Here is a 26,443-nt window from a genome sequence, read left to right as displayed (position 1 = left end):
CCTCGGGACGAAGGGGCCGGCGCTCAGGCCGCGGGGGCCACGCGACGCCGGCGGCGCCGCAGGGCCGCGAGGAGAGACCGGTTCTCGGCCTGCCCGATGGCGCCGGTGAGGCGGTCCAGGTAGATCGCGATGACGACGACCGAGAGCCCGCCCTCGAAGCCGGTCGCGACGTCGAGCTGCGAGATCGCCCCGACGACGACCTGGCCGAGCCCGCCGGCTCCGACCATGCCCGCGACGACCGCCATCGACAGGGCCAGCATGATGACCTGGTTGACGCCGGCCATGATGGTCGGCAGGCCGAGGGGCAGCTGGATGCCGCGGAGGATCTGGCCGCCGGTGCCGCCGAACGACTCGCCGGCCTCGACCGTCTCCCGGTCCACCTGGCGGATCGCGAGCTCGGTGAGCCGGACCCCGGGCGGCAGCGCGAAGACGATCGTCGCGCACACGCCGGGCGCCACGCCGATGCCGAAGAAGATCACCACGGGCACGAGGTACACGAACGCCGGCATGGTCTGCATGAAGTCCATCACCGGCCGGACCACCGCGCTGAACCCGCTGCTGCGGGCGGCGAGGATGCCGAGCGGGACGGCGATGATCAGCGCGATCACGGTGGCGACGACCACCAGCGCGAGGGTCTCCATCGCCGGCTCCCACATCTCCATGCTCACGATGAGGAGCATGCCGACCAGGGTGACGACGGCGAACGACCACGAGCGCACGAGCAGCGCGAGCAGGGCGAAGACGACCACCATCACGAGCGGCAGCGGTGCGAGGAGCAGGTCGGAGATGCCGTCGACGAGGGCCCCGAGGCCGTCGCTGATCCCGTCGAGCAGGGGCTCGAAGGTCGCCTTGATCCAGTCGACGCCGTCCGCGACGTAAGCGCCCAGGTGCAGGTTGGGGATGGTCATCAGTTCGCTCCCGCGGTGTCGAGGACGGTGTCGCTGTCGCCGGCGGGGGTGGCCGCGGGCTCGTTGCCCGCCTCGCCGTTCTCGCTGTCGGGCATCGACAGGGCGCTCAGCAGCGTCACGCGGGGGATCACGCCCAGCAGGCGGTCGTTCTCGTCGAGGACGGCGAGGGGCGCACGGCTGGACGCCGCGTCGCCGAACAGCTCGATGAGCGGGGTGTCGGGGGTCACGCGGACGGCGCCCTCGGCGCTCAGCGGGAGCCGCTCGGCGCCCTGCTTGACCGCACTCGCGACGTCGTCCTCCCAGACCACGCCCACGAGCTTCCGGTTCTTGCCGGTCACCAGCAGCGCGGGCACCTGGTGCTCGCGCATCAGCTTGTGCGCGGCCTTGGGCCCGGACTCCGTCCCGATGACTGCCACGGGGCGCTCCATGACGGCGGACGCCGTGAGCACGCGGCTGCGGTCGACGTCCGCGACGAACTGCGCCACGTAGTCGTTGGCGGGCTCGTTGAGGATCTGCTCGGCCGTGCCGACCTGCTCGATGCGGCCGTCGCGCATCATGGCGATGCGGTCGCCGAGGCGCATGGCCTCGTTGAGGTCGTGGGTGATGAACAGGATGGTCTTGCCCAGGTCGGCCTGGAGCTCCAGCAGCTGGTCCTGCATCTCCTTGCGGATCAACGGGTCCAGGGCGCTGAACGCCTCGTCCATGAGCAGGACGTCGGTGCCCGCGGCGAGCGCGCGGGCGAGGCCGACGCGCTGGCGCATGCCACCCGACAGCTCGGACGGCAGCGAGCCGCCCCAGCCGGCCAGGCCGACCAGGCCGAGGGCCTCCTCGGCGCGCTGCTCGCGCTCGGCCTTGTTCACGCCCCGCAGCTGCAGCGGGTAGGCGGCGTTCTCGCCGACGGTGCGGTGCGGCAGCAGCGCGAAGTGCTGGAACACCATGCTCACCTTGGTGCGGCGGACCTCGCGGAGGCCGGCCTTGGACAGGTGCGTGACGTCCTGCCCGTCGATGCTGATGGATCCCGCGGTGGGCTCGAGGAGCCCGTTCACGGTGCGGATCAGGGTGGACTTGCCGGAGCCCGACAGTCCCATGACGACGAAGATCTCGCCGGGTGCGACGTCGAACGTGGCGTCGATGACCGCGGCGGTGAGGCCTTCCTTGCGCAGCGTGGCGCGATCGGCGCCCTCTTCCAGCAAGCGGACGCCGCGCTGCGGGCGGCGTCCGAAGATCTTCGTCAAACCACTGGCTTGGATGGCTGACACAACTCTCCCGAGGTCGGGGACATGGCCTGCCCGGTGCGACGGCGACGCTCGTCGGCCGGGCGTGGGCGGCGTCCGTACGGGATCAAACCGGCACGACGCGGCCACACACTGTTCACGACGTTAGGCCATCTCCGACACGGTCCTGTACGCGATCCTGGCGAATCGGCGGTGATCTTTATCATGCTGTGACCAACGGGGCAGGTTAGACACGGATCCGTCGCGTCGCCACCTGGATCTGTCCAGCGCCCCGGGCACCCACCTGCGGCCGCTCGATACGGTGGCCCGGTGCCCTCGCTCCTCGGACCGCTCCGGCGTGACCGCGACCGCCTCCACCTCGCGCTGATGCTCGCCCTGACGTTCTCGACGGGGATCGCCGACGCCGTCGGCTATCTCGGCCTGGACCGGGTGTTCACCGGCAACATGACGGGCAACGTCGTCATCCTCGGCATGGCGCTGGCAGGCGGCGACGACCTGCCCGTCGTCGGGCCGCTCCTCGCGCTCGGCACGTTCATGGCCGGGGCGGTGGTCGCGGGCGTGGTGCTGCGCCCCGTGCAGGTCGGGTGGACGACGCGCACCACCGCGATGTTCGCCACCGTCGGGGTGCTCCTCGGCGCGATCACGGTGCTGCTCGTGGTCGCCGACGACGACCTGTCGCACCCCGTGCAGCTCACCGTGACCGGCCTGCTGGCCCTCGCGATGGGCACGCAGGCGGCGACGGCGCGCCATCTGTCGGTCAAGGACGTCACGACGGTCGTCGTCACGTCGACCATCACCGGCCTGGCCGCCGACTCCCGCCTCGCGGGCGGGCACGGCACGAACTCCGGGCGGCGCATCGCCGCGATCGCCCTCATCTGCGCCGGCGCGGCCGCCGGCGCCCTGCTGCTGCAGGCCCACCTGGCGTGGGGCGTGGGCGTGAGCGCCGTGCTCACGCTCCTCGTCGCCGCCCTCGGACACACCACGGAGGACCCCGCATGACGTTCACTCCCCCGGGCCCCCACCCCACGCGCCCGGACCTGCGCGGCACGTTCGGGATGGCCGCCTCGACGCACTGGCTGGCCAGCGCCAGCGCCCAGTCGGTGCTGGAGCGCGGCGGCAACGCCTTCGACGCCGCCGTGGCGGGCGCGTTCGTGCTGCACGTCGTCGAGCCGCACCTCAACGGCCCGGGCGGCGACATGACGGCGGTCCTCGCGACGGCGGACGACCCGGCGCGGCCGCGGGTGCTCGTGGGGCAGGGCCCGGCGCCCGCCGGGGCGACGATCGCGCACTACCGGGACGTCGAGGGGCTGGACCTGGTGCCGGGCTCGGGCGCGCTGGCCGCCGCCGTGCCCGGCGCCGTCGACGCGTGGCTCCTGCTGCTGCGCGACCACGGCACCTGGACCGTGGCCGACGCCCTGGCCCCCGCCGTCGGGTACGCGCGCGACGGGCACCCCGTGCTGGCGGCGGTCGTCCGCACGATCGAGGGCGTCGCGGAGCTGTTCCGCGAGCACTGGCCCACGTCGGCGGAGCGCTGGCTGCCGGGCGGGCGCGCCCCGGAGCCCGGCGAGCTCGTCACGAACCCGGAGCTGGCGGCGATGCTCGAGCGGCTCGTCGCCGCCGAGGCCGACGCCGTCCGGGACGGTGCCGACCGGGCCGGCGCCGTCGACGCCGCCCGCGCCGCCTGGCGGGCCGTCGTCGGCGAGGCGGTCGAGGAGTTCGTGCGCACGCCGCACCGGCACGCCGACGGCCGCGACCACGCCGGCGTGCTCACCGCGGCGGACGTGGCCGGCTTCGAGGCGTCGTTCGAGGACGCCGTGACGGTCGACTTCCGCGGGTACACGGTCGCCAAGACCGGCGCCTGGGGCCAGGGGCCCGCGCTGCTCGAGGCGCTGCGCATCCTCGACGGCCTCGACGACGCCCGGCTCGACCCGTCGACCGAGCTCGGCGCGCACACCGTGCTCGAGGCGCTCAAGCTCGCGCTCGCCGACCGCGACACCTGGTACGGCGACGCCGTCGGAGACGACGGGCCCGACGGCGACGGCGTGCCGCTCGACGTCCTGCTGTCCGAGGAGTACGCCGCCGCCCGCCGCGCGCTGATCGGCGACCGCGCCTCCCACGAGGTGCGCCCGGGCGACGTGCCGGGCCGACGGACCCCGGCGGCCCCGCCCCTGCGCACGACCTACGCCACCGACGTGCCCGCCGCCGCCCTGCCCGGCGCCCCGGCCGGGGGCGCGGCCGCCGGCGTGGGCGAGCCGACCGTCGTCGTCGGGGCGAGCGCGCCCCTGAACGGCGACGGCCTCGAGACCGACGCCACCGGCGCCACGCGCGGCGACACGTGCCACCTGGACGTCGTGGACCGCTGGGGCAACATGATCAGCGCGACGCCGTCCGGCGGGTGGTTGCAGTCCTCCCCCACGGTGCCGGGGCTCGGCTTCGCGCTCGGCACGCGGCTGCAGATGACGTGGCTGGACGATTCCTCGCCGTCGGCGCTGACCCCGGGCCGCCGGCCGCGCACCACGCTCACCCCGACGCTCGTGCTGCGCGACGGCGAGCCGGTGCTCGCGTGCGGGTCACCGGGCGGCGACCAGCAGGACCAGTGGCAGCTCGCGTTCCTGCTGCGCGTGCTGGTGGGCGGGTACACCCCGCAGGAGGCGATCGACGCCCCCGCCCTGCACACCGCGTCGGCGCCCGGCTCGTTCTGGCCCCGCACGTGGACGCCGGGCGGCGCCGTCGTCGAGGACCGGCTCGGCGCCGACGTCCTCGCCGGGCTCGCCGAGCGCGGCCACGTGCTCACGCTCGCCGGGGACTGGGCGCTCGGCCGGCTCAGCGCCGTCACGCGCGACCCCGCCACCGGCATCCTCGGCGCGGCGGCGAACCCGCGCGGCGCGCAGGGCTACGCCGCCGGGCGCTGACGTCCATGGGTCGAGCCTGTCGAGACCCTTGCCGGCTCTCGACAGGCTCGACCAGCAGCGTCAGGCGCCGTCGACCCACTGGACGTAGGTCGGGTACGCCGACGAGTCCGTGAGGCGCCAGGTGCCTCCGCTGACCGCACCGTTCGAGACGACGGCGTACGCCGTGAACGACGTGCAGCCGCCCGCGTAGAGCTCGGTCGTGCCCCAGATGTCGTCGTCGAAGAACTCGTAGTTGTCGTCGTAGACGACGCCGTTGCTGCCCACGTACTCGATGTCGAGATCGAGCCACGGCAGCGCGCTGTCGTCGCCGTAGTAGCAGACAGCCATCGGCGCGGAGACCAGCTTTGTCGAGGTCGTCGAGCTCGTCGAACCGGTCTTGCCGATGACCGCGGACCAGTCCAGCGTCGAGAACGCGACGTTCGGTCGATACGGGTCGCTGCGCGTCGAGTCGACCCAGAGCATGGCCGCCTTGCTGGTGGCCGTGCCGGCGACGTTCTTCACCACGGCACGGACCCGCGACCCGTCACGGGACGCGCGCACCGAGAGCTTCAGGGTCGACGACGTCTTGCCGGACAGATTGCTCCACTTCGTGCCGTCCGGTGAGATCTGCCACTGGTACCGCAGGTGCCCCCCGGTGGCCTTGACCGAGAACGTCGCGGTCTGGCCGGACGTGACCCACTTCTGGGCCGGGTTGCCGGTCACCTTCGGTTTGCTGACCCCTACCGGCCAGGCCACCTTGGCCGTGGCCGAGCTGCTCCGCGACGCCGTCGCGTATCCCGACCGGACGCCCGAGACGGTGACCGTGATCCGCTTGCCGTGCTGGGCGGACGTGAGCTTGAACGACGACCTGGTGGCGCCCTTGATCGCGGTGCCGTTGGCCTTCCACTGGTACCTCCAGGTCTTCGGCGCCGGGCTCCAGGTCCCCTTGCTGCCGACCTTGAGAGTGGAGCCCACGCGGACGGTCCCCGAGATCCTGGGCGCCGACGTCTTCGCGTAGACGCGCAGCACGGTCGTGCTCGAGCTCGTCACGGTGCGCGTCGTGTAGCCGCTGCGGCTGCCCGTCACGGTCACGGTGAGCTTCTTGCCGGCGTACTTCGCCGGGATCGTGTACGTGGAGCGGGTGGCCCCCGGGATCGACCTGCCGCCGACCTTCCACTGGTACCGGTACGCGGTGGCTCCGGGCTTCCAGGTGCCGCGCGTGACGGAAACCGTGCTGCCCGCCTTGACGGTGCCCTTGATCTTCGGCTTCGGCGCGGACAGCACGCCTGCCGCCACCTTCGTGCCGAGGCTCGTCCGCGTGACGGTGGTGTAGCCGGTCTTCTTCCCCGTCACCTTCACGGTGAGGGTCCGCCCCTTCGTCCCCGACGTCGGCGTGTACGTCGACGTCGTCGCCCCCGAGATCTTCGCGCCCGACGCGTACCACTGGTAGTCCAGCGTGGTCCCGGAGGTCCAGGTGCCCGGCTTGGCCGTGACCTTCGACCCCACCCGCACCGTGCCGACGATCGTCGGCGTCCCTGTCGCGAGGCCGGCGGCGGCGACGGCGGACGTCGCCTGCGAGGTCAGCGTCAGGGCGGCGTATCCCTCGGCCGTGCCCGACACCTCGACGGAGATCGCCTTGCCCAGGTCGGCGGCGGTCACGGTGTACGTCGACTTCGTCGCGCCGCTGATCGCGGCGCCTGCCCGCAGCCACCGGTACGTCGGGTTGACGGCCGGCTCCCAGGTCCCGGCGTGCGCCGAGAGCGTCTGCCCGACCTGCGGGGTCCCGCTGATCGTCGGCGCAGTCGCCACGATCTCGCCGTCCGCCACCGTCCCCGATGCGGGGACCAGGACGGAGGCCGAGCGGGCTCCGTCGACGGCGCCCTCGGGCGCCGTCCCCGTGACCTCGACGCTGACCTGCACGCCCGCCGTCTCCGGTGCGAGCGTCAGCGTGGGCTCGGCGCCCTCGGCGATCACGGTGTCGCCGGCGATCCAGCGGTAGGTGAAGGCGAGCTCGACGTCAGCGGGCGCCCACAGCTCGGGCCGGGGGTCGATCGTGACGTCCTCGCCGACCTGCAGCACGCCGTCGACGAGAAGCTGGTCCGCCGCCGGGGCGACGACGTCGGTCGCGGCCGCCGACGGCTCGTCAGCGACCTCCGCCGCCACGGGGGCCGCCGAGGCGTTCGGCGCGACCACGAGCGGCGCGAGGAGCAACGAGAGGGTCGCGACGAGCGACGCCGCACGACCGCGGCGCCGGCGCGACGCCGGGGTGAGAGGTTCCACGGGTCCTCCGAGGATCAGCCGGCCGATGCTGCGGCCGCGGGGCGGAGCACGGCCGGCACGGCCACGACCGCTCAGGGCCGGTCGCCTCGTCGCGGGGGCGCGGTCCGGCGGTGCTGAGCCTCAGTATGGAGACGCGAGGAAGACTCATGACCCGGTATCGACGCAGGTCAGCCCATTTTCACCCGCTGACGTCGGGTGAATCCTGCGTCCAGGACGAAGGACGGCCCGCAGCACGCTGCGGGCCGCCCTCCCCGACCGTCGTTCTGGGTCAGCCCAGCGTCACCGCGTCGAGCGCGTCGACCAGACCGCCGCCGAAGAACGAGTTCTCCTGCGGCGTCCCGACGCACACCGGCCCGGCGGACGTGGTGCCGCAGGGGCGGTCGTCGGCCTGGTCACGGACCGCCTGCTCGAGCTGGGCGGGCGTCCAGTCCGGGTGCGTGGACGCCATGAGCGCGAGCACGCCCGCCACGTGCGGCGACGCCATGGACGTGCCGCTCTTGGTGTCCCACGTGCCGTTCAGCTCGGTCGAGACGATGGCGCTGCCCGGGGCGGCGACGTCGATCTTGCCGAGGCCGCGGTTGGAGAACGAGCTGAGCGCGCCCGTGCTCGTCACGGACGAGACCGTCACCACGCCGTCCGCCTCCGTCGGGATGTCCTCGCAGCCCGAGTTGATGGTGCGGTCCACCGGGGTGGAGTCGTTGGGGCTGGCGGTGTCGCGGGTGTTGGTCGCCAGGTCGGCCGCCGAGTTGCCGGCCGCGGCGGCGTGCACGGCGCCCCGGTCGGTGGAGAAGTCGATCGCGCGGCGCACGGCCTCCTTCACCGCCGCCTGGTCGGGCTGGTCGTCGCACCAGTACTCGAACGGGTCGATGTAGTAGGAGTTGTTCGTGACGTCCACGCCGTGCAGGCCGGCCCAGACGAAGCCGCAGACGGCGTACTCCGGGTAGATGAAGCCGTCGTCGTTGACGACCTTCACGGACGCCATCTTCACGCCCGGCGCGACGCCGACGATGCCGATGCCGTTGTCGGCGGCGGCGATCGTGCCGGCCACGTGCGTGCCGTGGTCGGACGTCGTGGGCAGCCAGCCGGTGGCCGAGGTGTCCGGGCGGCCCGCCGCCGTGCAGTTCACCGACGCGTCCCGGTCCACCTGCGTCGCGAGGTCGGGGTGCGTGACGTCGATGCCGGAGTCCAGGACGCCGACCAGCACGTCGGGCGAGCCCGGGTTGATCTCGATGGCCTGGTCGGCCTTGATCATCGCCATGTCCCACTGGGTGGCCTCGCCCGGGTCCGGGACGGCCGTCGTGCCGGCGTCGCCGTCGGCTCCCGCACCGGGCTTCTTGGTGACCGTGGCCTTCCAGCGGCCGCCCTTGGCCCCCGGCACGTCGTCGGCGGCCGCGGGCGTGCCCTCGCTCACCGGGACGGTGCGGGTGACCCCGACGGACTCGACCGCGTGCCCCTTCGCGAGGCGCACGACGTCGGCGCGGAAGTCCGCGCGCGCCGCGTGCGCGACGACGACGCCGACCTCGGGCCACGACTGGACGACCACGCCGCCCGCGGCCTCGACGGCCCGCTCGGCGAGGCGGGTCTGGCCCGGGTTGGCGTGCTTGGCGTTGACGACGTAGGAGAAGGTCTGGCCGTCGGGTGTGGCGACCGGGACCGGCGTGGACGGCGGCTCCGCCGCGGTGCCGCCGGCGACGGCGGCGCTGCCGGCCCCGGCAACCAGGAGGGCGGTGGCGGCCCCGACGGCGACCAGACGCGCGCGATGGGTGGTGCGCAGGCTCATGGTGTCCCCTTCGTGAGTGCGGCCGCGACGTTGCGGCCGTCACAGGTGAACGTAGGGCTCCCCGACCGATCGGGCGCGTCGAAACTCCGTCCGCCGCCGCTGGTTGAGCTTGTCGAAACCCGGTTCCTCGATTTCGACAGGCTCAATCACCGGGGGTGGCGACGGCGAGCGCGGCGCGGACGCCGTCGGCGACCTCGGGCGCGAGCGTGCGCGCGAACGACGCGGTGAGGTGCCCGTGGTCGAAGTACGCGGCGACGCCCCCGATCACCGGGTGGCAGACCTCGTCGTCGCACATGAGGTCGGTGACCTCGCGGACCGTGACGAGGCCCGACGTGTCGGCCCGGCCGGCCGCCGCGAGCGGGTCCGGCTCGAGCGCCTCGGCCGGCGGGGCGCCGCAGTCGTCCCAGGAGACCGGCCCGGTGGCCAGGCAGTCCGGCACGCTGTCCGGCATCGCGGGGGTGTCGCGCAGCACGAGCACCGGGATGCCGGCGTCGGTGAACGCCCGCAGCGTCTCGGCGTACGCGGCCTGGGCGGCGTCGGCCTGCTCGTCCTCCGGGACGTCCGCCAGGAGCTGGTTGGTGCGCGCCGACATGATCACGACGTCGTAGCCGCCGGAGACGACGGAGTCCACCGCCCAGCGCGTGGTGTCGAGGCAGCCCTGCGCGTCGTCGTCGGCCTCGTACTCGAGCAGCTGCTCGACGGGGTAGCACGACGACTGCAGGTAGGTGTCGACCTGCCAGTCCCCCGCCTCCTCGCCCGCCTCCAGCGCGGGGGTCCAGTGCCCGGCGTGCGAGTTGCCCAGGAGCGCCGCGCGCACCGGGGCGTCGTCGGGGCCGTAGGTGCAGCTGTTGCGGGAGGTGAACGGCGGGTCGTTCCAGCAGCCGTCGGCGTACACGTCGGGCTTGTCCTGCGCCGCCGCCTCGGGCGGGGTCAGCAGGCCGTCCACGTCGCAGGACGGGTCGCGCACGGAGCCCGCCCCGGCGCACTCCCCCGCCTCGGCCACCTTCGCCGGGGCGGACGCGACCGCCTCCCGGGTGCGCTCCTGCGCCGCCGACGCCGCCGTGACGCCCCAGACCGCCGTGACGCCGACGCACACCGCGAGCAGCCCGAACGTCGCCGCCCGGCGCCGCACCAGCACCGGCTGGCGGCGCAGCGGGTCCTCGACCCACCGCTTGGTCGCGGCCGCCAGCAGCAGCGAGGCCACGACGACGGCAACCAGCTCGAGGCCGCCCAGCGCGCGGCCGAGCGCGTACGGCACGACGACGATCAGCGGCCAGTGCCACAGGTAGACGCTGTACGAGACGTCGCCCAGCCACTGCACCGGGCGCAGGGCGAGCAGGCCGCCGGGCCCGCCGCGGGCGCCGTCCGCCGCCGCCGCGATGACCAGCGCCGTGCCCACCGTGGGCAGCGCCGCCGCGACGCCGGGGAACGGCGTCGACCCGTCGAACAGGACCACGGCCGCGACGACGGCCGCCAGCCCCGTCCACGCCGTCGCCGCCCGTGCCGGCGCGGACAGCCGCCACGGACGCGCCGTCACCGCCGCCGCGACGAGCCCGCCCAGCGCGAGCTCCCACAGGCGGGTCGTCGTCACGAAATAGGCGGCCGACGGGTTCGTCGCCGTCAGGTGCACCGACCACGCCAGCGACACGACGACGACCAGCCCCACCACCGCCGTCGGCAGCCACGTCGATAGCCGCGTGCCGCGCCCGCGCAGCCGCACCGCGAGCCACACCGTCAGGCCGACCAGCACCGGCCACAGCACGTAGAACTGCTCCTCCACCGACAGCGACCAGTAGTGCTGCACGGGGGACGCCAGCTCCTCGGCCGCCAGGTAGTCCGTCGCCGACCGTGCCAGGGCCCAGTTCTCCACGTACAGCGCCGCGGCCGCCACCTCCCGCGCCGCCCGCGCGTGCACCGTCGACGGCAGCCACAGCAGCGTCGCGCCCAGCGTCGCCAGCAGCACCACCGTCGCCGCGGGGATCAGACGGCGCACCCGCCGCGCCCAGAAGTCCAGCAGGTCCCGCACGCCGCGCACCGGCCGGCGCAGCAGGTGCGACGTGATGAGGAAGCCCGAGATGACGAAGAAGACGTCCACGCCGACGTAGCCACCCGTCACCGTGTCCGGCAGCAGGTGGTAGATCAGCACCGCGCTCACCGCCAGCGCCCGCAGTCCCTGGACGTCCGTGCGGACGTCGGTGCGCGCAGGCGCGACGGAGTCCGCGCGCTCGGACGTGCCGGCAGGTGCTGACAAGGGAGAGCTCCTCGGGGGTCGCTGGCCGGACCGGCGGGTGATGCTACCCGACACACGCGATGGGTTATGGCGCTTTGTCGTAATGCGGGTGCATGATCGGTCCATTCCTGCTGGCACACCGACCGATGGCGCACACGTGGCACAGATCAAGCGGATACTTCACCGTCTCGCCCCTTCGTCCCTCCTGGCCCGACTCACTCGTCCGCCCAGGCTCATCGCTTTCGAGGGAGACACGGCCGACGCACGGCTTGTCATCGAGTCGAGAGACTCACGACATGCGCTCGAACTCCTGCTCAAAGGCAGGACGAGCGGGCTCGGGGTCCGGCTCCCGCTGCGTGCGGAAGCGCGCGGACTGACCGTCGACGTGAGCGACGACGACCTGACGGTCCTCAACGGCGAGACCATCGACCTCTACACCGTCCATGCGGGAGCGGCGGACCGGTTTCGGCGTCGAGTCGCGTCGAGCGTGGACCTCGCCGCGTACGCCGAGCCTGGTGCACCGCGACGCTGGTACACCACAGTCCAGGGCAACGCCAGCCTCGGACGACGAACACCCGTGGAGATCATCGCCGCGTCCGGGACCTTCGACGTCGAGCACTACCTCGGGCAGCTCTTCGACATCGGGCTGGACGGTCTGCCCGACGGGATGGACCCCATCGAGCACTACGTGGCGAAGGGCGCGTCCCTCGGCCTCGACCCATCCCCGATGTTCCAGACGCGCTATTACCAGCGCATGAACCCGTTGGTGCGCCGCAACCCCCTCGCCCATTACTGCGAGTACGGCTGGCGCGAGCTGCGCAATCCTGCACCGGAGTTCGACACCTGGTGGTACTGGTCGACGCATCTCGACGCGGCCGACGACTGCGTCAACCCGCTCGCGCACTACCGCACGACCGGACGCCGAGAAGGCCTCTCGACCCGTCCCGACCCCTCACCGTCACGTCGTCTTGGCACTGGCCAACGGTTCGTCCCCGGACAGGAAGTGCGGCGCGTCTGCCTGTTCGCCGGATACGACCCGGACGGGCTCGTCGACGACTACGTGGTGGCCTACGTGCGGGAGCTGGCTCGTCACGCCGACGTGTACTACCTGGCCGACGCGGACATCGCCCCCGAGGAGCTCGACAAGCTGGCAGGACACACCAAGGGCGCCTGGGCCGAGCGCCACGGGGAGTACGACTTCGGCTCGTACGCCCGGTTGGCCGACCGTGTCGGCTGGTCGACGCTGGAACAGTACGACGAGATGCTGCTGGTCAACGACAGCGGATACCTGCTGCGACCGCTCGACGACGTCTTCGCCCGGATGGACGGCCGGGCGTGCGACTGGTGGGGGCTCCAGGCCACCAAGGGGATGCATCGCACCCGCAAGGTGCCGGTGAACCAGTTTTACGAGCCGATCCCGATGGAGTCGGTGCGAGGCCCGCTGCTGGACCGATTCGAGCAGGACTACACGTACGACTTTCATGTGGGCTCCTACTTCCTGGCGTACCGCCGACCGGTCATCGAGAACCCCGCGTTCCGCCGGTACCTCGCGTCCGTCACGAAGCAGGAGATCAAACGCTCCGTCGTGCAGAAGTACGAGATCGGGCTGACCCGATGGCTCGTGCACCAGGGGCACCCGTTCGACACCTACGTGTCGCACCTCTATCCGCTTCATCCCCTCTACACTCCCTGGTACTTCCGTCTCCTGGACGAGGGATTCCCCCTCTTCAAGAGGTACTTCCTGACCCGCAACCACTACGAGGTGGCCGGGCTCGCGAACTGGGCCGACCGGCTCCGCCAGAAGGTCCCCGGCGCGGACATCGAGATGTTCGAGCGCAACCTCGCCCGGGTCGCCGACCCGGAGAGCCTGCGGCGCAGCCTCTCGCTCGGCAGCGAGACGGGCGTCGAGGACCCTCCCGTACCCGCGAAGCTCCTCACCCGGCAGCAGTTCGCCGCGGCCGACCGGACGAGCCCCAAGCACGGGAGCTGGTGGGCCTTCCCGGTGTGCGCCTTCACGCACAACTTCACCGGCAACGAGCGGGCGATCTTCGAGCACGTGAAGGACGACCCGTCGATCCGCAAGATCGTCCTCACCCGGGAGAAGGAGATCGAGGTCGACGGTGTCAACGTCGAGGTCCTCCCGTTGCAGAGCCCGGAGGGACAGCACCGACTGCTGCGCTCAGGCACGATCTTCATCAAGCACAGCCGGTCCCGGAACCTCGTGCACCCCGTCTCGAGCTCGCTGCACAACCTCGTCCAGGTCTGGCACGGTATCCCGTTCAAACGGATCGGGTATGCGTCGGCCGACTTCCTTACCAAGCTCGACCGGGTCGAGGAAGATCAGGCCCAGTACCGTGCGGTGATCGCGTCGTCCAAGATCGACTCTCTCGCCATGACGGCCGCGTTCTACCCGTTGACCCTCCACCAGGTGTGGAATACCGGCCTCCCTCGCAACGACTTCATCGTGCGTGACGAGGGCCTTCTGCCTTCACATCTCCGCGGCCAGCTCCAGGCCCTGCGCGACCTCGTGGGGAGCCGTCGACTGCTTCTGTTCCTCCCGACCTTCCGGAACGCTGCGGACGGCGGTGCCTACCACTTCTCGGCGGACGAGCTCACCAAGCTCGACGCGTGGCTCACGGCGAACGGATGTGTGCTGGGGCTCCGTGAACACATGGCCGCACGAGATGGTGGATACGGCGCTCAGCTGGCCGGACTTCCTGTACTCAACCTGTCGGACGATGAGTTCCCCGACGTCGAGATGTTGTACCGCGTCTCGTCGGCGTTGATCACCGACTACTCCAGCGCGTTCATCGACTACATGATGACTGGCAAGCCCGCGGTCAGCTTTGCCTACGACTACGAGGCCTACCAGCTCGAGCGCGGCGGCTTCTACGACCTCGACCATGTCTTCCCCGGACCGATCTGCCAGACGTTCGACGCACTCCACGGCGCACTCGACGGCCTGCTCTCCCCCACAGCCGACGAACAGTACGAGTTTCGACGCCGGCTCTTCTTCGATCATGTGGACGACGGAGCCGCCGCCCGCGTCGTCGCGCGGTTGCGCAATCTCACCGAGGTGCGGGGCATCGGCAAGGCTCCCGCTGAACGCATCGCCTGAACGGAGCCGGTCGATTCCCAGGGAACGACATCCCGTGCCAGGCCCTTCCGGTCCGCGGGGCGCGGCGCCTTCCCTGTCCGCGTCAGGGTGGCCATGATGTGTCTCATGTCACAGAAGGCCCGCACCCCGCAGACCCGCCTCAGTCGGCACGCGCTGCTGACCGGCCTCCACCGACAGCTCCGTCCGCGCACCTACCTGGAGGTGGGCGTCGCCGACGGCTCGAGCCTGCGCCTGTCGTCGGTGCCGAGCGTCGCGATCGACCCGGCGTACGCGATCCGGAAGGAGCTCAGCGCCAAGGTACGGCTCGCGCGCACCACCAGCGACGAGTACTTCGCCACGACCGACCCGAAGAAGTGGCTCGGCGGCCCGATCGAGCTGGCGTTCATCGACGGGCTGCACCTGTTCGAGTACGCGCTGCGCGACTTCATCAACGTCGAGAAGCACTGTCGCTGGTCGAGCGTCGTCGTGCTCGACGACATGCTGCCGCGCAGCGTGGACGAGGCGGCACGCGACCGGCACACGCGCGCGTGGACCGGGGACGTGTTCCGGGTCGCGGACGTGCTGCGGGACTACCGCCCCGACCTGACGGTGCTGCCGGTCGATACCAGCCCGACCGGCGTGGTGGTCGTGCTCGGCCTGGACCCGACCAGCACGGTGCTCAGCGACGCCTACGACCGCATCGTCGAGGAGTACGTGCACGACGACCCGCAGCCGGTGCCGGCGTCGGTCCTCGACCGCACCGACGCGTGGGACGGCACCCGGCTCCTCAATCGCCCCGTGTGGGGGTTGCTGCACCGCGGGGACCGGCCGTGGCGGCGGCGGGACCGGGGCCTGGCGGAGCTCCGCGAGGCCCTCGAGCACCCCAAGGACTACCGGCGTCGTCGTCGGGCCGCGCGCGAGTGGGCGCAGGACAAGGTCAGAGCGATCGCACCAGCGCGTTGAGCTCCCGCTGGTGTCGGGGGAGGTCGAACGTCCAGTCGGACTTGTACGCCTCCTCCGTCCAGCCGCCGGGCGGGTGCGGGATCCGGGGTCGGTTCCAGAAGTAGTGCAGCCGCACGCCGAGCGGCAGCGCGATCAGCACCTCGTTGCGCGCCGTGTAGGCCTCCTGGGTGAGCACGATCATGTGCTCCAGGTTCTCCGCGAACACCGTGTTGAACATGGCCGAGCCGCCGAAGCCGGCGACCACGCGTGCGTGCGCGAAGATCGCCGCCTGCCTGCCCAGCGAGTGCTCCTCGGGGTAGATCACCTCGAACCCCGCCGCCGCGAAGTAGTCCTCCACGTCCGTCCGGTTGAGGCAGCGCCGGTTCCCGTACGTGTCCTTGCGCGACACGAAGACCCGGTCCCAGACGGGTCCGGGATCCGCCGGCAGCCCGTCGCGGATCCGACGCCACACCGCGCGGACGTCCGGATGCACGTAGTACGGCCGGGCGTTGTGGAACATGGGCGTCGCGGCGTACATCGACTCGAGGTACACCGGGTGGTCGACGGTCACGATGTCGTCGGCGTCGATGCCGAAGGCGGTGAGGATCGTGCGCTCGAGACGGGGATCCCGCTCGGCCGCGTGCCGCAGCCGGAAGATCGCCTTGAGCCCCGGGTCGTCCGCCTTGGCGGCGTCCCACCCCCACAGCCGCGAGATCACCTCGGTCATGAGGTGCCCGTAGTGACCCGAGTTCTCCGAGTCCAGCTGGTAGTAGGAGCCCGACAGCTCCTCCGTGGGCTGCACGTGCCGCGGGATCCGCGCGAAGTTCTCGTCGACCTGGATCAGCCGGCGGTTGCGGGAGTTGGACAGGTGGTGCCGGAACGAGTCCGGCAGGATCTCGTGCGACGTGAACGTCAGCGCGTTGCTGACCAGGCCGATCCGCCCGCGGTAGTGGCGCAGGTGGTGCGGCGGGACGGCCACCGTCGTCTCGAGCCCGTGGAGCGGTCGCGAGGAGCCGTGCGAGTCGATCGTCGTCGACGACGCGAACTCCTGCGCCGGGAGCAGCGCCAGCTCGTGCACGGTGGTCGACTCGCGGTTGCGCGTCGACAGCATGCGGTTCGCCCACCGGTCCGACAGCTTGAGGTAGTGCGTCCCGCTCTTACGGATCACGATCTCCTCGCGGTCGAGGCGCAGCTGGGCCACGGCGTGCGACAGCTCCGCGAAGTCGTCGTCGTCCGGCTCCCCGCCCGACATCGCCCGGGCGAAGTGCGCCAAGCGCACCTCGAGGGGGTTGCCCGGCTTGTATCCCGTGAGCGCAGACCGCGGGATCACGTACTCGCCGCCCGGCAGGAGGTGGAACAGCAGCCGCCGCAGCGTCGCCTCGTGCTCCTTCGGCCACCGCTGCCGGATGTCGACGATGCGGTCGACGGGTCCGTGGAGCTTGAGATACCACTGCAGGTTCGACTCCTTGACAAACCTCAGGTACCGCTGGTGCGGTTCGTCGAGCCCCCACTCCTCGTACGGGCTGGGCGCGATGACGAAGAGGTCGTCGTCACGGTAGGGCTCCACCGCGGCGCGCAGCACCGCCGGCACCACGTCGTCCGCGATGACGACGACGCGCCTGCGTGCCTCACCGTTCTGGTCCTGCGACCTGCCAAGTGCCACGACAGTCTCCTGCCTTCGCTCCTCGCGCAGGTCCCAGTATGCGTTCCTACCGGGGCCACGTCACGCGGGCGGCGACTACGCCCGGCGTCGCTCCCGGTCGCGTCCCACGGGACGGCGCGGCTCCGCACCGACGCGGCGTGCGATCCGGCGCGCCGAGTTCCACGCGCGCACCGTCGGCAGGCTCTCCAGGGCGGCGACCTGGGCGTTCGCCTCCTCGAGCTGGGCGCGGAGCCGGGCGACCTCCTGCTGCTCGCCGGACTCGGCGTGCGCCGTGCGCGCCGCCAGGTACGCCTCGACCGAGCCACCCAGGGCGTCGGCGATGTCGTCCCGCCCCTGCGCCCGCGCGAACTCCAGGTTCTCGCGGGCGAACGCGAGGTCGGTCTCGCTGTGCACGCCGAGCCTCCGCACGGCTTCGGGGTCGACCCCCTCGGCGAACGTCGTGAACGTTCCGAGCTGTCCCTCGAGCTCGAGGGCGATCTTGGTGCGCACGCACTTCTTGCACCGGTCGCAGTTGTAGTCGCCGGTCTTCTGGAAGCAGACGCGCAGGTGCTCCTGCGCCACCGGGTCGTGGGCGATGGCGCGGGTCTTCGCGACGCGGGTCGCGCCGGCCCCGTCGTGCCGGACCGTCAGGTACTCGGTCGACCACAACGGGTCGACGAGCGGGTGGCTGCCCCAGGGAAAGAGGTCGTTGTAGGAGTACGACGCCGGGAGGTAGAGCGTCCCGTGGGTGCCGGACAGGAGCAGGACGAAGCTGATGATGGCCGCACCGTGCGACATCGTCGACCACTTCATGTGCGGGTTGAGGAACCGCCGGAGGTTGGTGGCCCCCTCGATCAGCTCCTTGCCCGCCGCCGCGGCAGACGCCTGCAGGTGCTCCGAGGTGACCTTGCGGAACTCCTTGTGCGCCAGCGGGATGTCGAACCCGTGCACGAACAGCAGGCTCGAGATGGCGTCGGAGTTCCGGTGCAGCGTGTAGAACGAGTCGACGCCGCCGGTGAAGGTCGACAGCGCGCGCTCGCCCGTGGGGGGCGCGGAGCCCGTGCGCGGCGCGACCTCCAGCCGGGCCCGGGAGAACGTGCCCGGGTACCACGCGGCGAAGACGTCCTGGATCGTCTCGCTCTGGGCGAGGAGGGCCGGCGAGACCGGTGCGTCGAGCACCAGCTCGTGGTCGGTCGCCATCGCGAGCATCAGACCGATCGGGAAGAGCGCGTCGGCCATCGCCTCGGGGGTCGGCTCATAGGCGACCGGGAAGCGATAGCGGATCGTGCCCGCAGGACGGATGCCGGACAGCTCGGCGGTGACCACGGCGTCGTCGCCGTCGCGCGCCACCTCGGGCGTGCTGATTCGAACCATCCGGGAACACTAGTGCGCCGCCCCGGCGTGTCTGAAATCTGCAGATCGTGCCCGTGACGGGGCGGACCGGCGCTACTTCTTGGCCCCCTCCAGTGCGGCACGTGCCGCCAGGAGGCCCCGGCGCAGGGACGCGGCGCGCAGCGCGACGGGGCCGCGCGCCCGCAGCGCCCCACGGGACGGGGCGACGGCGCGCGCCGTCGTCGTCGCGACCGAGCCGAGGTCCGGCCGCAGCCCCGAGGACAGCACCCCGAGCAGGGAGATCATCGTCGGCAGCAGGTGCTTGAGCGTGCTGAAGTGGTCCGCGGCCCGGGGGGACGACGCCACGAGCACGTTGAGCGCGGTGAGCCGTGCCGCGACGGACGCGTGCTCGACGAGCCCGTCGAAGCAGTTGTCGTCCCCGGGGCTCGTCAGGACGTAGTAGTAGCCGTCCCGGTTCGTGGCCTCGGCCAGCGCACGCGGCACGACGCCGTCGAGCCAGGCGACGGCCTCGTCCGTCCGGGAACCCGCGATCGTCTCGAGGAACGGCTCGGAACGCCCCCGCAGGTAGGTGCCGATCGCGACCTGCGGCACCAGCGACACCACGGTCGCGCCCGGCAGCCGCGCCCCGACGATCAGGGCGGCGGCCCCACCCTTGGACATGCCCGTGAGGATCACCCGTTCGAGACCCACGCCGCGCCTCTCGGCCAGGTCGCGCACGAAGGCGGTCACGGCGCGCGCCACCTGGTCGTCCCGGTTCGTGCCGTAGTAGTAGCAGAACGCCGTGTCGTGGTCGTCGTGCACGAACACGAGCTCGGCGCGGTTGCTCGCGAGGTACTTGCCGTCCGGGCCGTCGAAGTCGAGATCGGTCGCGACGTTCCGGATCGACGTGAAGATCACGACGATCTGGTCGCAGTCCTCCTTGGGTGCGCGGCGCACGTAGTTGACCGAGACGCCGTCGTGCGTCCAGGTCGACTCCTCCACCGCGCCCGAGCGCGCGACCGAGGCGTCGAAGATCGCCCGGTGCGCACGCCGCATCGGACCCAGCAGGCTCTCGGCAGCCCCGTCGCCATCGAGGTCGGCCGTGCCGAGGCGCAGCTTGTGCGTTCCCGGCACCGGCTCGACGAACTCGGCGCAGGCGGCACGGATCGCCTCCCGCGACCGGTCGTCGCGACCCGCCACCGCGACGGTCGCGGTGGAACCGTCGACGGTGATGTCGAACGCGAACGCGGCGCCGTTCGGGCTGCGGTAGTCGGCCGCGAGGATCCGTCCCTTGTAGATCCAGACCTTGCTCAGCCCCTCGGGGATCGCGCCCCCGATGTCCAGCGTCGAACGGAGCCGGGTGAGGACGTCGTCAGTCACGCAGCCTCCACGGCCAGTCGTAGAACGGGTCGGGCGTGCCCCAGCCCTCGCCGTAGCGCTCCGCGAGGAACGCCTCGGGCTGGGCCGGCGCCAGCATCTCCTCGCCCAGGAACGTGATCGTGGACGGCGGCAGCACCACCGAGGTGGGGATCGCCCGGAGCTGCATCTTCTCCATGTGCAGCTGCGTGCTGTCCCCGTCCACCAGGAGCGGGAAGACGTCGATGTGCAGGCGCGTGTCCGGGTCGATCAGGTGGAAGTTCGTGTACGTGTTCGGCCGCGACACCCTCCACCCCTTGGCCCGCAGCTCCTCGTGGAGCCGGGCCAGGATCTCGTCCGCCTGCTCGCGCGTCGCCGCGTCGAGCGGGATCAGCATGTCGATGTCGTCGTCGTGCGCGAGGAAGTTCCCCTCCCGTACGGCGCCGAGCAGCGTGCCGTACGCGAGCATCGCCGAGTAGCCGCACTCCTCCAGCACCCGCGCGGCCTTGCCGATGAGCGCGACGTACTCGTCGGAACGGCGGCGCAGGCCCCCGACGTCGGTGAGCCCGTGCCGCGTGAGCACCGCCCGCGGGGTGCCGATCACCTCGCCGGCGCGGTTCACCTCCGACTCGAGCCGGCTGAGCGTGGCGTGCGAGTCGAGCACCCGGTGGTACGACCTCATCGACGTGCTGGTGGCGGGAAGCCGGTGGCGCTCGGCCGCGAGCAGGTGGCCGAGCAGCGCCCACTCGTCGTCGGTCAGGGTCTCGCCGTCCGCCAGGCGGTGCGTGCGGATGAGCGACGCCAGCAGTCTCTGCTCCTCGCGGTCCGCGGTCAGCAGCCCTTCACCCGCGCGCCGGGCGAGCTCCCCGAGCACCTCGGTGCGGGCCGCCGCGGCGGCCTCCTCCGAGGCGAGGACGGACGGCTCCAGCTCGCGGCCGGTGAGTCGCGACAGGAGCTCGAGGGTGGACGTCACGACGCGGTCCGAGTCCACGGAGCGCACGGTCGAGAACTTCCCGTCCTCGCCGGCGACCGCCACGGTGAGGTGGCGCGAGCGGGCGCCCCAACCGTCGAGCCGGTTGAAGACCCGGATCTCGTCCGCGACGACCGGGGAGTCGAACTCGACGGTCCACCAGGCCCCGACCTCCTTCCGCGACCGGATGCCGCCCAGGAGGAACGGGCTGCGCCCCTTGCCCTGGCGCCGACCGTCCGAGCTCTGGTCCACCGTCGTCTTCGCGTCGTCGACGGTGACCCGCTTGCCGGCCTGGTAGAGCTCGAGGCCGCGCAGGTCGAGCTCCCCCTCGATCTTCGGCAGGAAGAGCCGGATCCGCGAGACAGGGCCGTCGACCGGGACACGGAAGTAGTTCACGGCGTTGCCGCCGAAGTACCCCAGCGACGGCAGCAGCACCCCGCGTCCGGGCTGCCGCTGGAGCCGGGCGGGCTCCCGTGAGGGCAGCGCCTGCTTCTGCTGCGCCTGGGTGGGCCGCTTCCGGGCGCCCTTCTTGCGCCGCAGGAACGGCGACGCGTCGAGCAACGGGCGGTAGTCGTAACGGATCGCCTCGCCGCTGAACGTGAGCCCGTCACGCAGGCGCTCCTGCGTGACCGGGCCGTCCGTGAGGTCGAGGGTCTGCGGGTTGCGGAACTTCTCGACGGACGCGAAGTAGTCGTAGAACTTGTAGACGCCGCCCCGCGGCGAGTCGGAGGCCAGCCACGCGTTCGGGATGCCGTAGGCGTCGGCGACGATCAGCCCGTGCAGCGACGACGTGACGATCCGCTTGCACGAGAGCAGCTCGCGGACCACGGCCTCGACGTCGCTCCGGGCGAAGTCGATCATCTTCACGCCGGGGCCGAACGTGGCCTTCGCCCACTTCCGCTCGCTCCAGCGCACGACGACGCCGTACTCGTGCGTGATCGGCACCTCGGGCATGTAGTACAGGGGCAGCAGCAGCGCCGGGTCGCCGTAGACCTCCGGCACCTTGATGCCGAAGCCCTTGTGCGCACCGAGCTTGGCCCGGGTGAGAGGGCCGCGGACGGCGGTGTAGTGCGCGCGGGGCGAGACCTCGTCCTTGCCCTCCGTGCCGTAGGTGCCGCTGCCCCACACGACCGACTTGCTCGTCGCCTGGTTGATGATCGACCCGATCACCACATAGTGCGGCTTCTTGCGGTCCGCCACGACGACCTCGCGGCCGGTCATCTTCTCCACGAGCCACGGCGACAGCAGGTCGCCGAAGTTGGGCCGGTAGGTGAAGTAGTTCAGCGGGATCTTGCCGTCCACCTCGATGAGCGACGCCACCTCGTAGTCGTCGAGCAGGTGGCGGAAGCGCCGCATCCCGAAGCGGTCCGGGAACCGGCGGCCGAGGCGCGTCTTCGCCTCGCGCGCGAGCCCGTCCCGGGCAGAACGGTAGATCGACATGATGTGTGCTCCGGTGCTGGTGGGGTCGGTCAGGAGGTCAGGCCGGCGGCGTCGAGCACGCGGGCCGACGCGGCGCCGTCGTCGTGCGGTGCGAACTCCGCGACGAACCTATCGTGTGCCGCGCCCCAGCCGGACCAGTGGTCGGCGCCCAGCGCCGCCACCAGCTCGGACGTGTCGGCGCACAGCGGGCCGGGCGCGACGTCGACAAGGTCGCGGTAGAAGCCGCGCGTCGTCGACCCGTACAGCTCCAGGTCGGGCACCAGCAGGTAGATCGGGCGCCGCAGGACGCCGTAGTCGAACATGATCGACGAGTAGTCGGTGACCAGGGCGTCCGACGCGAGCATGAGCTCGTTCACGTCCGGGTGCTGCGTCACGTCGACCACGCCGTCGGGCAGGTCGCTCGTGGACGACGCCGTGTTGGAGTGCCCGCGGTAGAGCACGACGGTGCGCGGCCCGGCCGCCCGGGCGAGCTCGTCGAAGTCGAGGAACGCCACCCGGCCGTACCGGGCGCCTTCCTTGATGTTGTCCCGCCACGTCGGCGCGTAGAGCAGCACGCGGACGTCGTCGTCGAGCCCCAGCCGCTCCCGCACCGCGGCGCGGGTCGCGGCCGCCGTGGTGTCCACGAGGGAGTCGTTGCGCGGGTAGCCCTCGACGAGCACCTTGCCGTCGTAGCCGAACGCGCCCGGGAAGATCTCCGCGGAGTACGCGTTCTGCGCCAGCAGGTAGTCCCACGACTGCGCCTCGCGCTGCATGAGGCGGCGGTAGGTGATGGTGAGGTTCGCGCCCGGCACGTCGTTCCCGATGCGCTTGAGCGGCGTGCCGTGCCACGTCTGCAGGTAGGTCTGGTGCTCGCCCTTGCGGAAGTACCAGGGCCAGTTGTTGTTGTTCACGAGCAGGGTGGCCCGCTCGAGCAGGTCGTACCAGGCCGTCGAGAAGCGCAGCACCGGGGTGGCCCACTCCGGCACGGGCGTCGACAGGCACGCGACCGACCAGTACTGCGGCCGGCCGTCGCCCCGGCGGTGCAGCTCGCGGCTCAGCGCGAGCGGCGAGTCGCCCACGGACCGGCCGCCGAACGACTCGAGGAGCACCGCGTCCAGCGGCTCCTGCTCGGCCCGGTGGTACCGCTGCTGCAGGCGGTGCTGCGCCCGGCGGCTCCGCTCGCGGTCGTCCAGGACGGCCCGGAACCGCAGGCTCACGGACCCCGCCTTCGGGGTGGCCGACGCAGTCAGGGAGACAGCGCCGTTGGTGAGGTCGAGCGGGAGCGCGCGCACCAGGACCGACGCCGCGCGGGGCCGCACGAAGACGTCGCCCGCGGTCAGGGTCAGCACGAAGTTGACGGTCTTGGAGAGCGTGGTGCCGAGCGCGTCAGCCACGGGGACGACGACGTCGAACCCGCCGTCCGCGCCGAGCTCGAGCGGCACCGAACGGCCCGGGGCGACGTCGTGCGCCAGCGCGAGGCGCAGCGGCTCGGCGCGCAGCGCGTCGGAGACCGTGGCCCAGCCGCGCACCCGCAGGCCGTCGGTGCCGAGCTCGAGCCGCTCGACCTCGCCGAGCAGCGGACCGGTCTGGGCGGCCACGTTGCCGAACCGCGTGGAGCCGACCAGGACGCCTGAGCGGGTGGGCGGGTCGAGCGTCCGGCTCGGCTCCACCCAGGAGAACCGCCGCTCGCGCCCGCCCGCGGCGGGGCGGGCGGCGAACGCCCAGGTCCGGGGGCGCTCCCCGACGGACGCCTCCGGCAGCGTGAACGAGACGATCTCCCGACCGTGCGCCTCGCGCCGCACCCCGGGCACCGTGACCGTCCCCGCCCGGGCGACGCAGCCTCGCACCGGCGGCAGGCTCCCGGCCAGCACGAGGTCCACCCGGCGCCCGTCCACGCGGACGTCCGCCACGGGCACGCGGGCCGAGGTCATGCACCGCAGCTCCAGGACGTCGGACCCGGACGGCGCGTCGACGTACCAGCGACCCGTGGCGTCCAGGGCCCCGAACTTCGGCAGCCGCCCGAGCCCGCGCGGGTCCGGCAGCGGCAGGGGCGCGGTGCGCTCGACGCCGCCCACCCGCACGCCGACCTCGAAGCGGTACGGCGGCGAGACCAGCTCACCGAGGTCGAAGCGCGCCCGGTAGCCCGACGCCGCGTGGTCGTTCCACGGGTCGACCGCGCGCATGTCGACCGTCTCGTCGGCGAACCGCTCCACGCGTCCCGCGACGCGATGACCGAGCGGCGAGACCGCCTCCACGATGATCTCGCTCTCCGTGCCGTCGAGGTCGACGAACGACAGGAACGCGCTGCCCTCGATCGTGACCGCGGCGGGCTGGAGCACGACGTCGGCGACGCGCGCGACCACCTCGACGTCGTGCTCCAGGTCGTCGACCACACCGTCGCGCGCCAGCTCGAGGCCCTCGAGGTAGTCGTCCCCCAGGGTCACCCGGCCGTCCCGTGCGACGCCGTGCACCTTCCACGTCAGCGACTCGCGCCGCGCGACCAGCTCCACGACGTCGTCGCGCAGCCCGTGGTACGTCGCCGCGGCGAGCAGCCGGTCCGCGACCGGCACCTCCGCGAGACGCTCGTACCCCGCCATGTCCACGAAGCCACGGACCTCCCGCTGCAGGAAGCCCCAGTAGTCGTCCTCGGTGCGCGGCACCTGCTCGTAGTACGGCCGCATGTCGAAGCCGACGACCTTGGCCTCCCACGCCTGCCGCACCGGCCCCGGGGCGTCCCGCATCACCTCGTGCAGCTCGTCGAGCATCCGCCAGCGGCCCGTGAGGTCGCGCATCGTCGACTTCTGCTGGGTGATGGACGACTCGTCGTCGCGGATCCGCCAGTGGCACACGACGTCCTGGAGCACGTCGAACCGGCCGTGCAGGTACGCCTTGGCCGACGGCACCTGGTCCTCGTACAGCCCGTCGGGGAACGCGCCGACGACGCGCCGGAAGTAGTCCGTGCGGAACAGCTTCGTCCACGCGAAGACGTTCTTGAGCACGTCGGGCTCGTCGGCGATCGTCACGCCGGTCCGGGTGCGGTCGTGCAGCTTCCGCGCCCACGGCGGCATGTGCTTGCCGGCGGACGTGTCACGGACCAGCGAGCCGACGGCGAAGTCCGAGCCGCTGCGCGTCAACGAGGTCAGCATCACCTCGATCGCGTTCGGCGGCACCGTGTCGTCCGAGTCGACGAAGCACAGCATGGTCCCCCGGGCGTTCCGCACCCCGGTGTTGCGCGCGGCGCCCAGGCCGGCGTTCTCCTGCCGCACCACCCGCACGCGGCGGTCGCGCGCGGCGATGGCGTTCACGACGTCGATCGAACGGTCCGGCGAGCCGTCGTCGACGACGACGACCTCGAGGCGGCGGTGCGTCTGCGCGAGGATCGACTCCAGGCACTCCCCCACGTACCGCTCGACGTTGTACACCGGCACGACGACGGTCACGAGGGTCCGCCGGCCGGGCCGGCGCAGCTCGGCGACGCGCGCGCGCCAGGGCTCCGGCAGTCGGCGGTAGGTGGAGCGCAGGTAGTTCGTCAGCACGGAGACATCAACTCGCGTTCGGGCACGGACGGATTCACGGGTGCGCCCCGCCGCGTGGCGGCGGGGCATCAGCCAACTCTACGGGGCGGCTGCGTCAGAGCCGGTCCGCGAGGGTCGCCAGCTCGCGGGACGCCCGCGACGCCACCCGGGCGCCCAGGCTGCGGTGGGGCGGTGGCGGCAGGGGCACGTCCCGGTAGCCGAAGCGGCGGAAGTCGTCGCCGTAGAACTCCTCGAGCCGCCGCTCGAGCGACGCCGACACCTCGACGTCGGCGCTCGAGATGCCGCGCGTCCGCTCGCTCGTGCGCACGCGCGCGACCTCAGGAGGCAGGCCGAGGTCGAAGCGCTCGTCGAGGTCGGCGACCGCCGCGTCGAGGCCGTCCTCCAGGCGGTACACCTGCGCGTGCCGGACCAGGAACTCCACCTGCGGGCGGATGTGGTTGTCGTGCACGTAGGGGTTGGACGCGAACTTCTCGAACCGCTCCTCGGCCCACGCCTCGACGGCGTCCGCGCTGGTGGTGAGCTCCTGCTTGTGCCGCATCACGTACTCCGAGCGGAACCGCGCGACCGGGTCGCGCACGACCGCGAAGATCGCGTCGAAGCGGCGCAGGCGGAAGATCTCCCTCAGCAGCGCGCCGTGCATGTGCTGCGGCGTGCACCGGCGCAGGTAGTTCGGGTACCCCTTCGGCATGCGGCCGTCGTGGTACGACATCTCCCAGCCCGCGGCGACGAAGTGCTTCTCGATCGCCGAGCCGCCGGTCTTGGGCACGTGGATGAACAGGACGTTGCGCTCGCCCCGCGTGAAGACAGGCATGGTGGTCCGGCGCC

Annotated in this window: 15 protein-coding genes; 4 read left to right on the top strand and 11 right to left on the bottom strand. The window is 72.1% G+C overall.

Annotated elements, in window-relative coordinates:
* Positions 1-23: 23 nt before the first annotated feature.
* On the bottom strand, positions 24-908 hold the full coding sequence (locus AAG589_RS13785) for an ABC transporter permease (RefSeq protein WP_430567809.1): 885 nt from the start codon (positions 906-908) through the stop codon (positions 24-26).
* A complete protein-coding gene (locus AAG589_RS13780; RefSeq protein WP_446719747.1) occupies positions 908-2,134 on the bottom strand; it encodes a quaternary amine ABC transporter ATP-binding protein in 1,227 nt (408 codons plus the stop codon). The genes AAG589_RS13785 and AAG589_RS13780 overlap by 1 nt, the downstream gene beginning before the upstream one ends.
* A gap of 318 nt (positions 2,135-2,452) precedes the next feature.
* On the opposite strand from AAG589_RS13780, the gene AAG589_RS13775 reads away from it, so the two are divergent.
* On the top strand, positions 2,453-3,142 hold the full coding sequence (locus tag AAG589_RS13775) for a YoaK family protein (protein ID WP_430567807.1): 690 nt from the start codon (positions 2,453-2,455) through the stop codon (positions 3,140-3,142).
* Positions 3,139-5,055 carry a gamma-glutamyltransferase family protein gene (locus AAG589_RS13770; RefSeq protein ID WP_430567806.1) on the top strand — a complete coding sequence of 639 codons (1,917 nt, stop codon included), beginning with the start codon at positions 3,139-3,141 and terminating at the stop codon, positions 5,053-5,055. The genes AAG589_RS13775 and AAG589_RS13770 overlap by 4 nt, the downstream gene beginning before the upstream one ends.
* A gap of 60 nt (positions 5,056-5,115) precedes the next feature.
* On the opposite strand, the gene AAG589_RS13765 is transcribed toward AAG589_RS13770, so the two are convergent.
* From AAG589_RS13765 to AAG589_RS13755, 3 genes are all read right to left on the bottom strand, one after another.
* A complete protein-coding gene (locus tag AAG589_RS13765; RefSeq protein ID WP_430567805.1) occupies positions 5,116-7,314 on the bottom strand; it encodes a hypothetical protein in 2,199 nt (732 codons plus the stop codon).
* A 268-nt stretch (positions 7,315-7,582) separates the two neighbouring features.
* Positions 7,583-9,094, bottom strand: coding sequence for a S8 family serine peptidase (locus tag AAG589_RS13760; protein ID WP_430567804.1), 1,512 nt, complete (start codon positions 9,092-9,094; stop codon positions 7,583-7,585).
* 142 nt (positions 9,095-9,236) lie between these two features.
* On the bottom strand, positions 9,237-11,345 hold the full coding sequence (locus AAG589_RS13755; RefSeq protein ID WP_430567803.1) for an acyltransferase family protein: 2,109 nt from the start codon (positions 11,343-11,345) through the stop codon (positions 9,237-9,239).
* Positions 11,346-11,481: 136 nt separating this feature from the next.
* Here AAG589_RS13755 and AAG589_RS13750 point away from each other — a divergent pair, with 136 nt between their 5' ends.
* Entirely contained in the window at positions 11,482-14,442 is a 2,961-nt protein-coding gene (locus AAG589_RS13750) for a CDP-glycerol glycerophosphotransferase family protein (protein ID WP_430567802.1), read from the top strand.
* Positions 14,443-14,547: 105 nt separating this feature from the next.
* Positions 14,548-15,384 carry a class I SAM-dependent methyltransferase gene (locus AAG589_RS13745; RefSeq protein ID WP_430567801.1) on the top strand — a complete coding sequence of 279 codons (837 nt, stop codon included), beginning with the start codon at positions 14,548-14,550 and terminating at the stop codon, positions 15,382-15,384.
* Here AAG589_RS13745 and AAG589_RS13740 read toward each other — a convergent pair.
* From AAG589_RS13740 to AAG589_RS13715, 6 genes are all read right to left on the bottom strand, one after another.
* Entirely contained in the window at positions 15,359-17,026 is a 1,668-nt protein-coding gene (locus tag AAG589_RS13740) for a glycosyltransferase family 61 protein (RefSeq protein WP_430567800.1), read from the bottom strand. The two genes, AAG589_RS13745 and AAG589_RS13740, sit on opposite strands and share 26 nt — an antisense overlap.
* A 75-nt stretch (positions 17,027-17,101) precedes the next feature.
* Positions 17,102-18,379, bottom strand: coding sequence for a hypothetical protein (locus AAG589_RS13735; protein WP_430567799.1), 1,278 nt, complete (start codon positions 18,377-18,379; stop codon positions 17,102-17,104).
* Positions 18,380-18,451: 72 nt separating this feature from the next.
* Positions 18,452-19,717 (bottom strand): hypothetical protein, encoded by a 1,266-nt coding sequence (locus AAG589_RS13730; protein WP_430567798.1) that lies wholly within the window; start codon positions 19,715-19,717, stop codon positions 18,452-18,454.
* Positions 19,710-22,103, bottom strand: coding sequence for a polysaccharide pyruvyl transferase family protein (locus AAG589_RS13725; protein ID WP_430567797.1), 2,394 nt, complete (start codon positions 22,101-22,103; stop codon positions 19,710-19,712). The genes AAG589_RS13730 and AAG589_RS13725 overlap by 8 nt, the downstream gene beginning before the upstream one ends.
* Positions 22,104-22,132: 29 nt before the next feature.
* Entirely contained in the window at positions 22,133-25,618 is a 3,486-nt protein-coding gene (locus AAG589_RS13720; protein ID WP_430567796.1) for a bifunctional glycosyltransferase/CDP-glycerol:glycerophosphate glycerophosphotransferase, read from the bottom strand.
* A gap of 94 nt (positions 25,619-25,712) precedes the next feature.
* The gene (locus AAG589_RS13715; protein ID WP_430567795.1) at positions 25,713-26,429 is read right to left on the bottom strand and encodes a sulfotransferase family 2 domain-containing protein; all 717 of its coding nucleotides are present in this window, start codon (positions 26,427-26,429) and stop codon (positions 25,713-25,715) included.
* Between the last annotated feature and the right edge of the window lie 14 nt (positions 26,430-26,443).

Source organism: Isoptericola sp. F-RaC21, assembly GCF_038593535.1.
Taxonomy (GTDB): domain Bacteria; phylum Actinomycetota; class Actinomycetes; order Actinomycetales; family Cellulomonadaceae; genus Isoptericola.
Note: the sequence above shows the minus strand (reverse complement) of the source record. Positions and strands in the feature narration are given on the sequence as shown.

Bases quoted from the DNA above. Each gene is read 5' to 3' on its own strand.
- AAG589_RS13785 (WP_430567809.1), bottom strand. From the start codon at position 908: ATGACCATCCCCAACCTGCACCTGGGCGCTTACGTCGCGGACGGCGTC.
- AAG589_RS13770 (WP_430567806.1), top strand. From the start codon at position 3,139: ATGACGTTCACTCCCCCGGGCCCCCACCCCACGCGCCCGGACCTGCGC.
- AAG589_RS13760 (WP_430567804.1), bottom strand. From the start codon at position 9,094: ATGAGCCTGCGCACCACCCATCGCGCGCGTCTGGTCGCCGTCGGGGCC.
- AAG589_RS13745 (WP_430567801.1), top strand. From the start codon at position 14,548: ATGTCACAGAAGGCCCGCACCCCGCAGACCCGCCTCAGTCGGCACGCG.
- AAG589_RS13735 (WP_430567799.1), bottom strand. From the start codon at position 18,379: ATGGTTCGAATCAGCACGCCCGAGGTGGCGCGCGACGGCGACGACGCC.
- AAG589_RS13725 (WP_430567797.1), bottom strand. From the start codon at position 22,103: ATGTCGATCTACCGTTCTGCCCGGGACGGGCTCGCGCGCGAGGCGAAG.
- AAG589_RS13715 (WP_430567795.1), bottom strand. From the start codon at position 26,429: ATGCCTGTCTTCACGCGGGGCGAGCGCAACGTCCTGTTCATCCACGTG.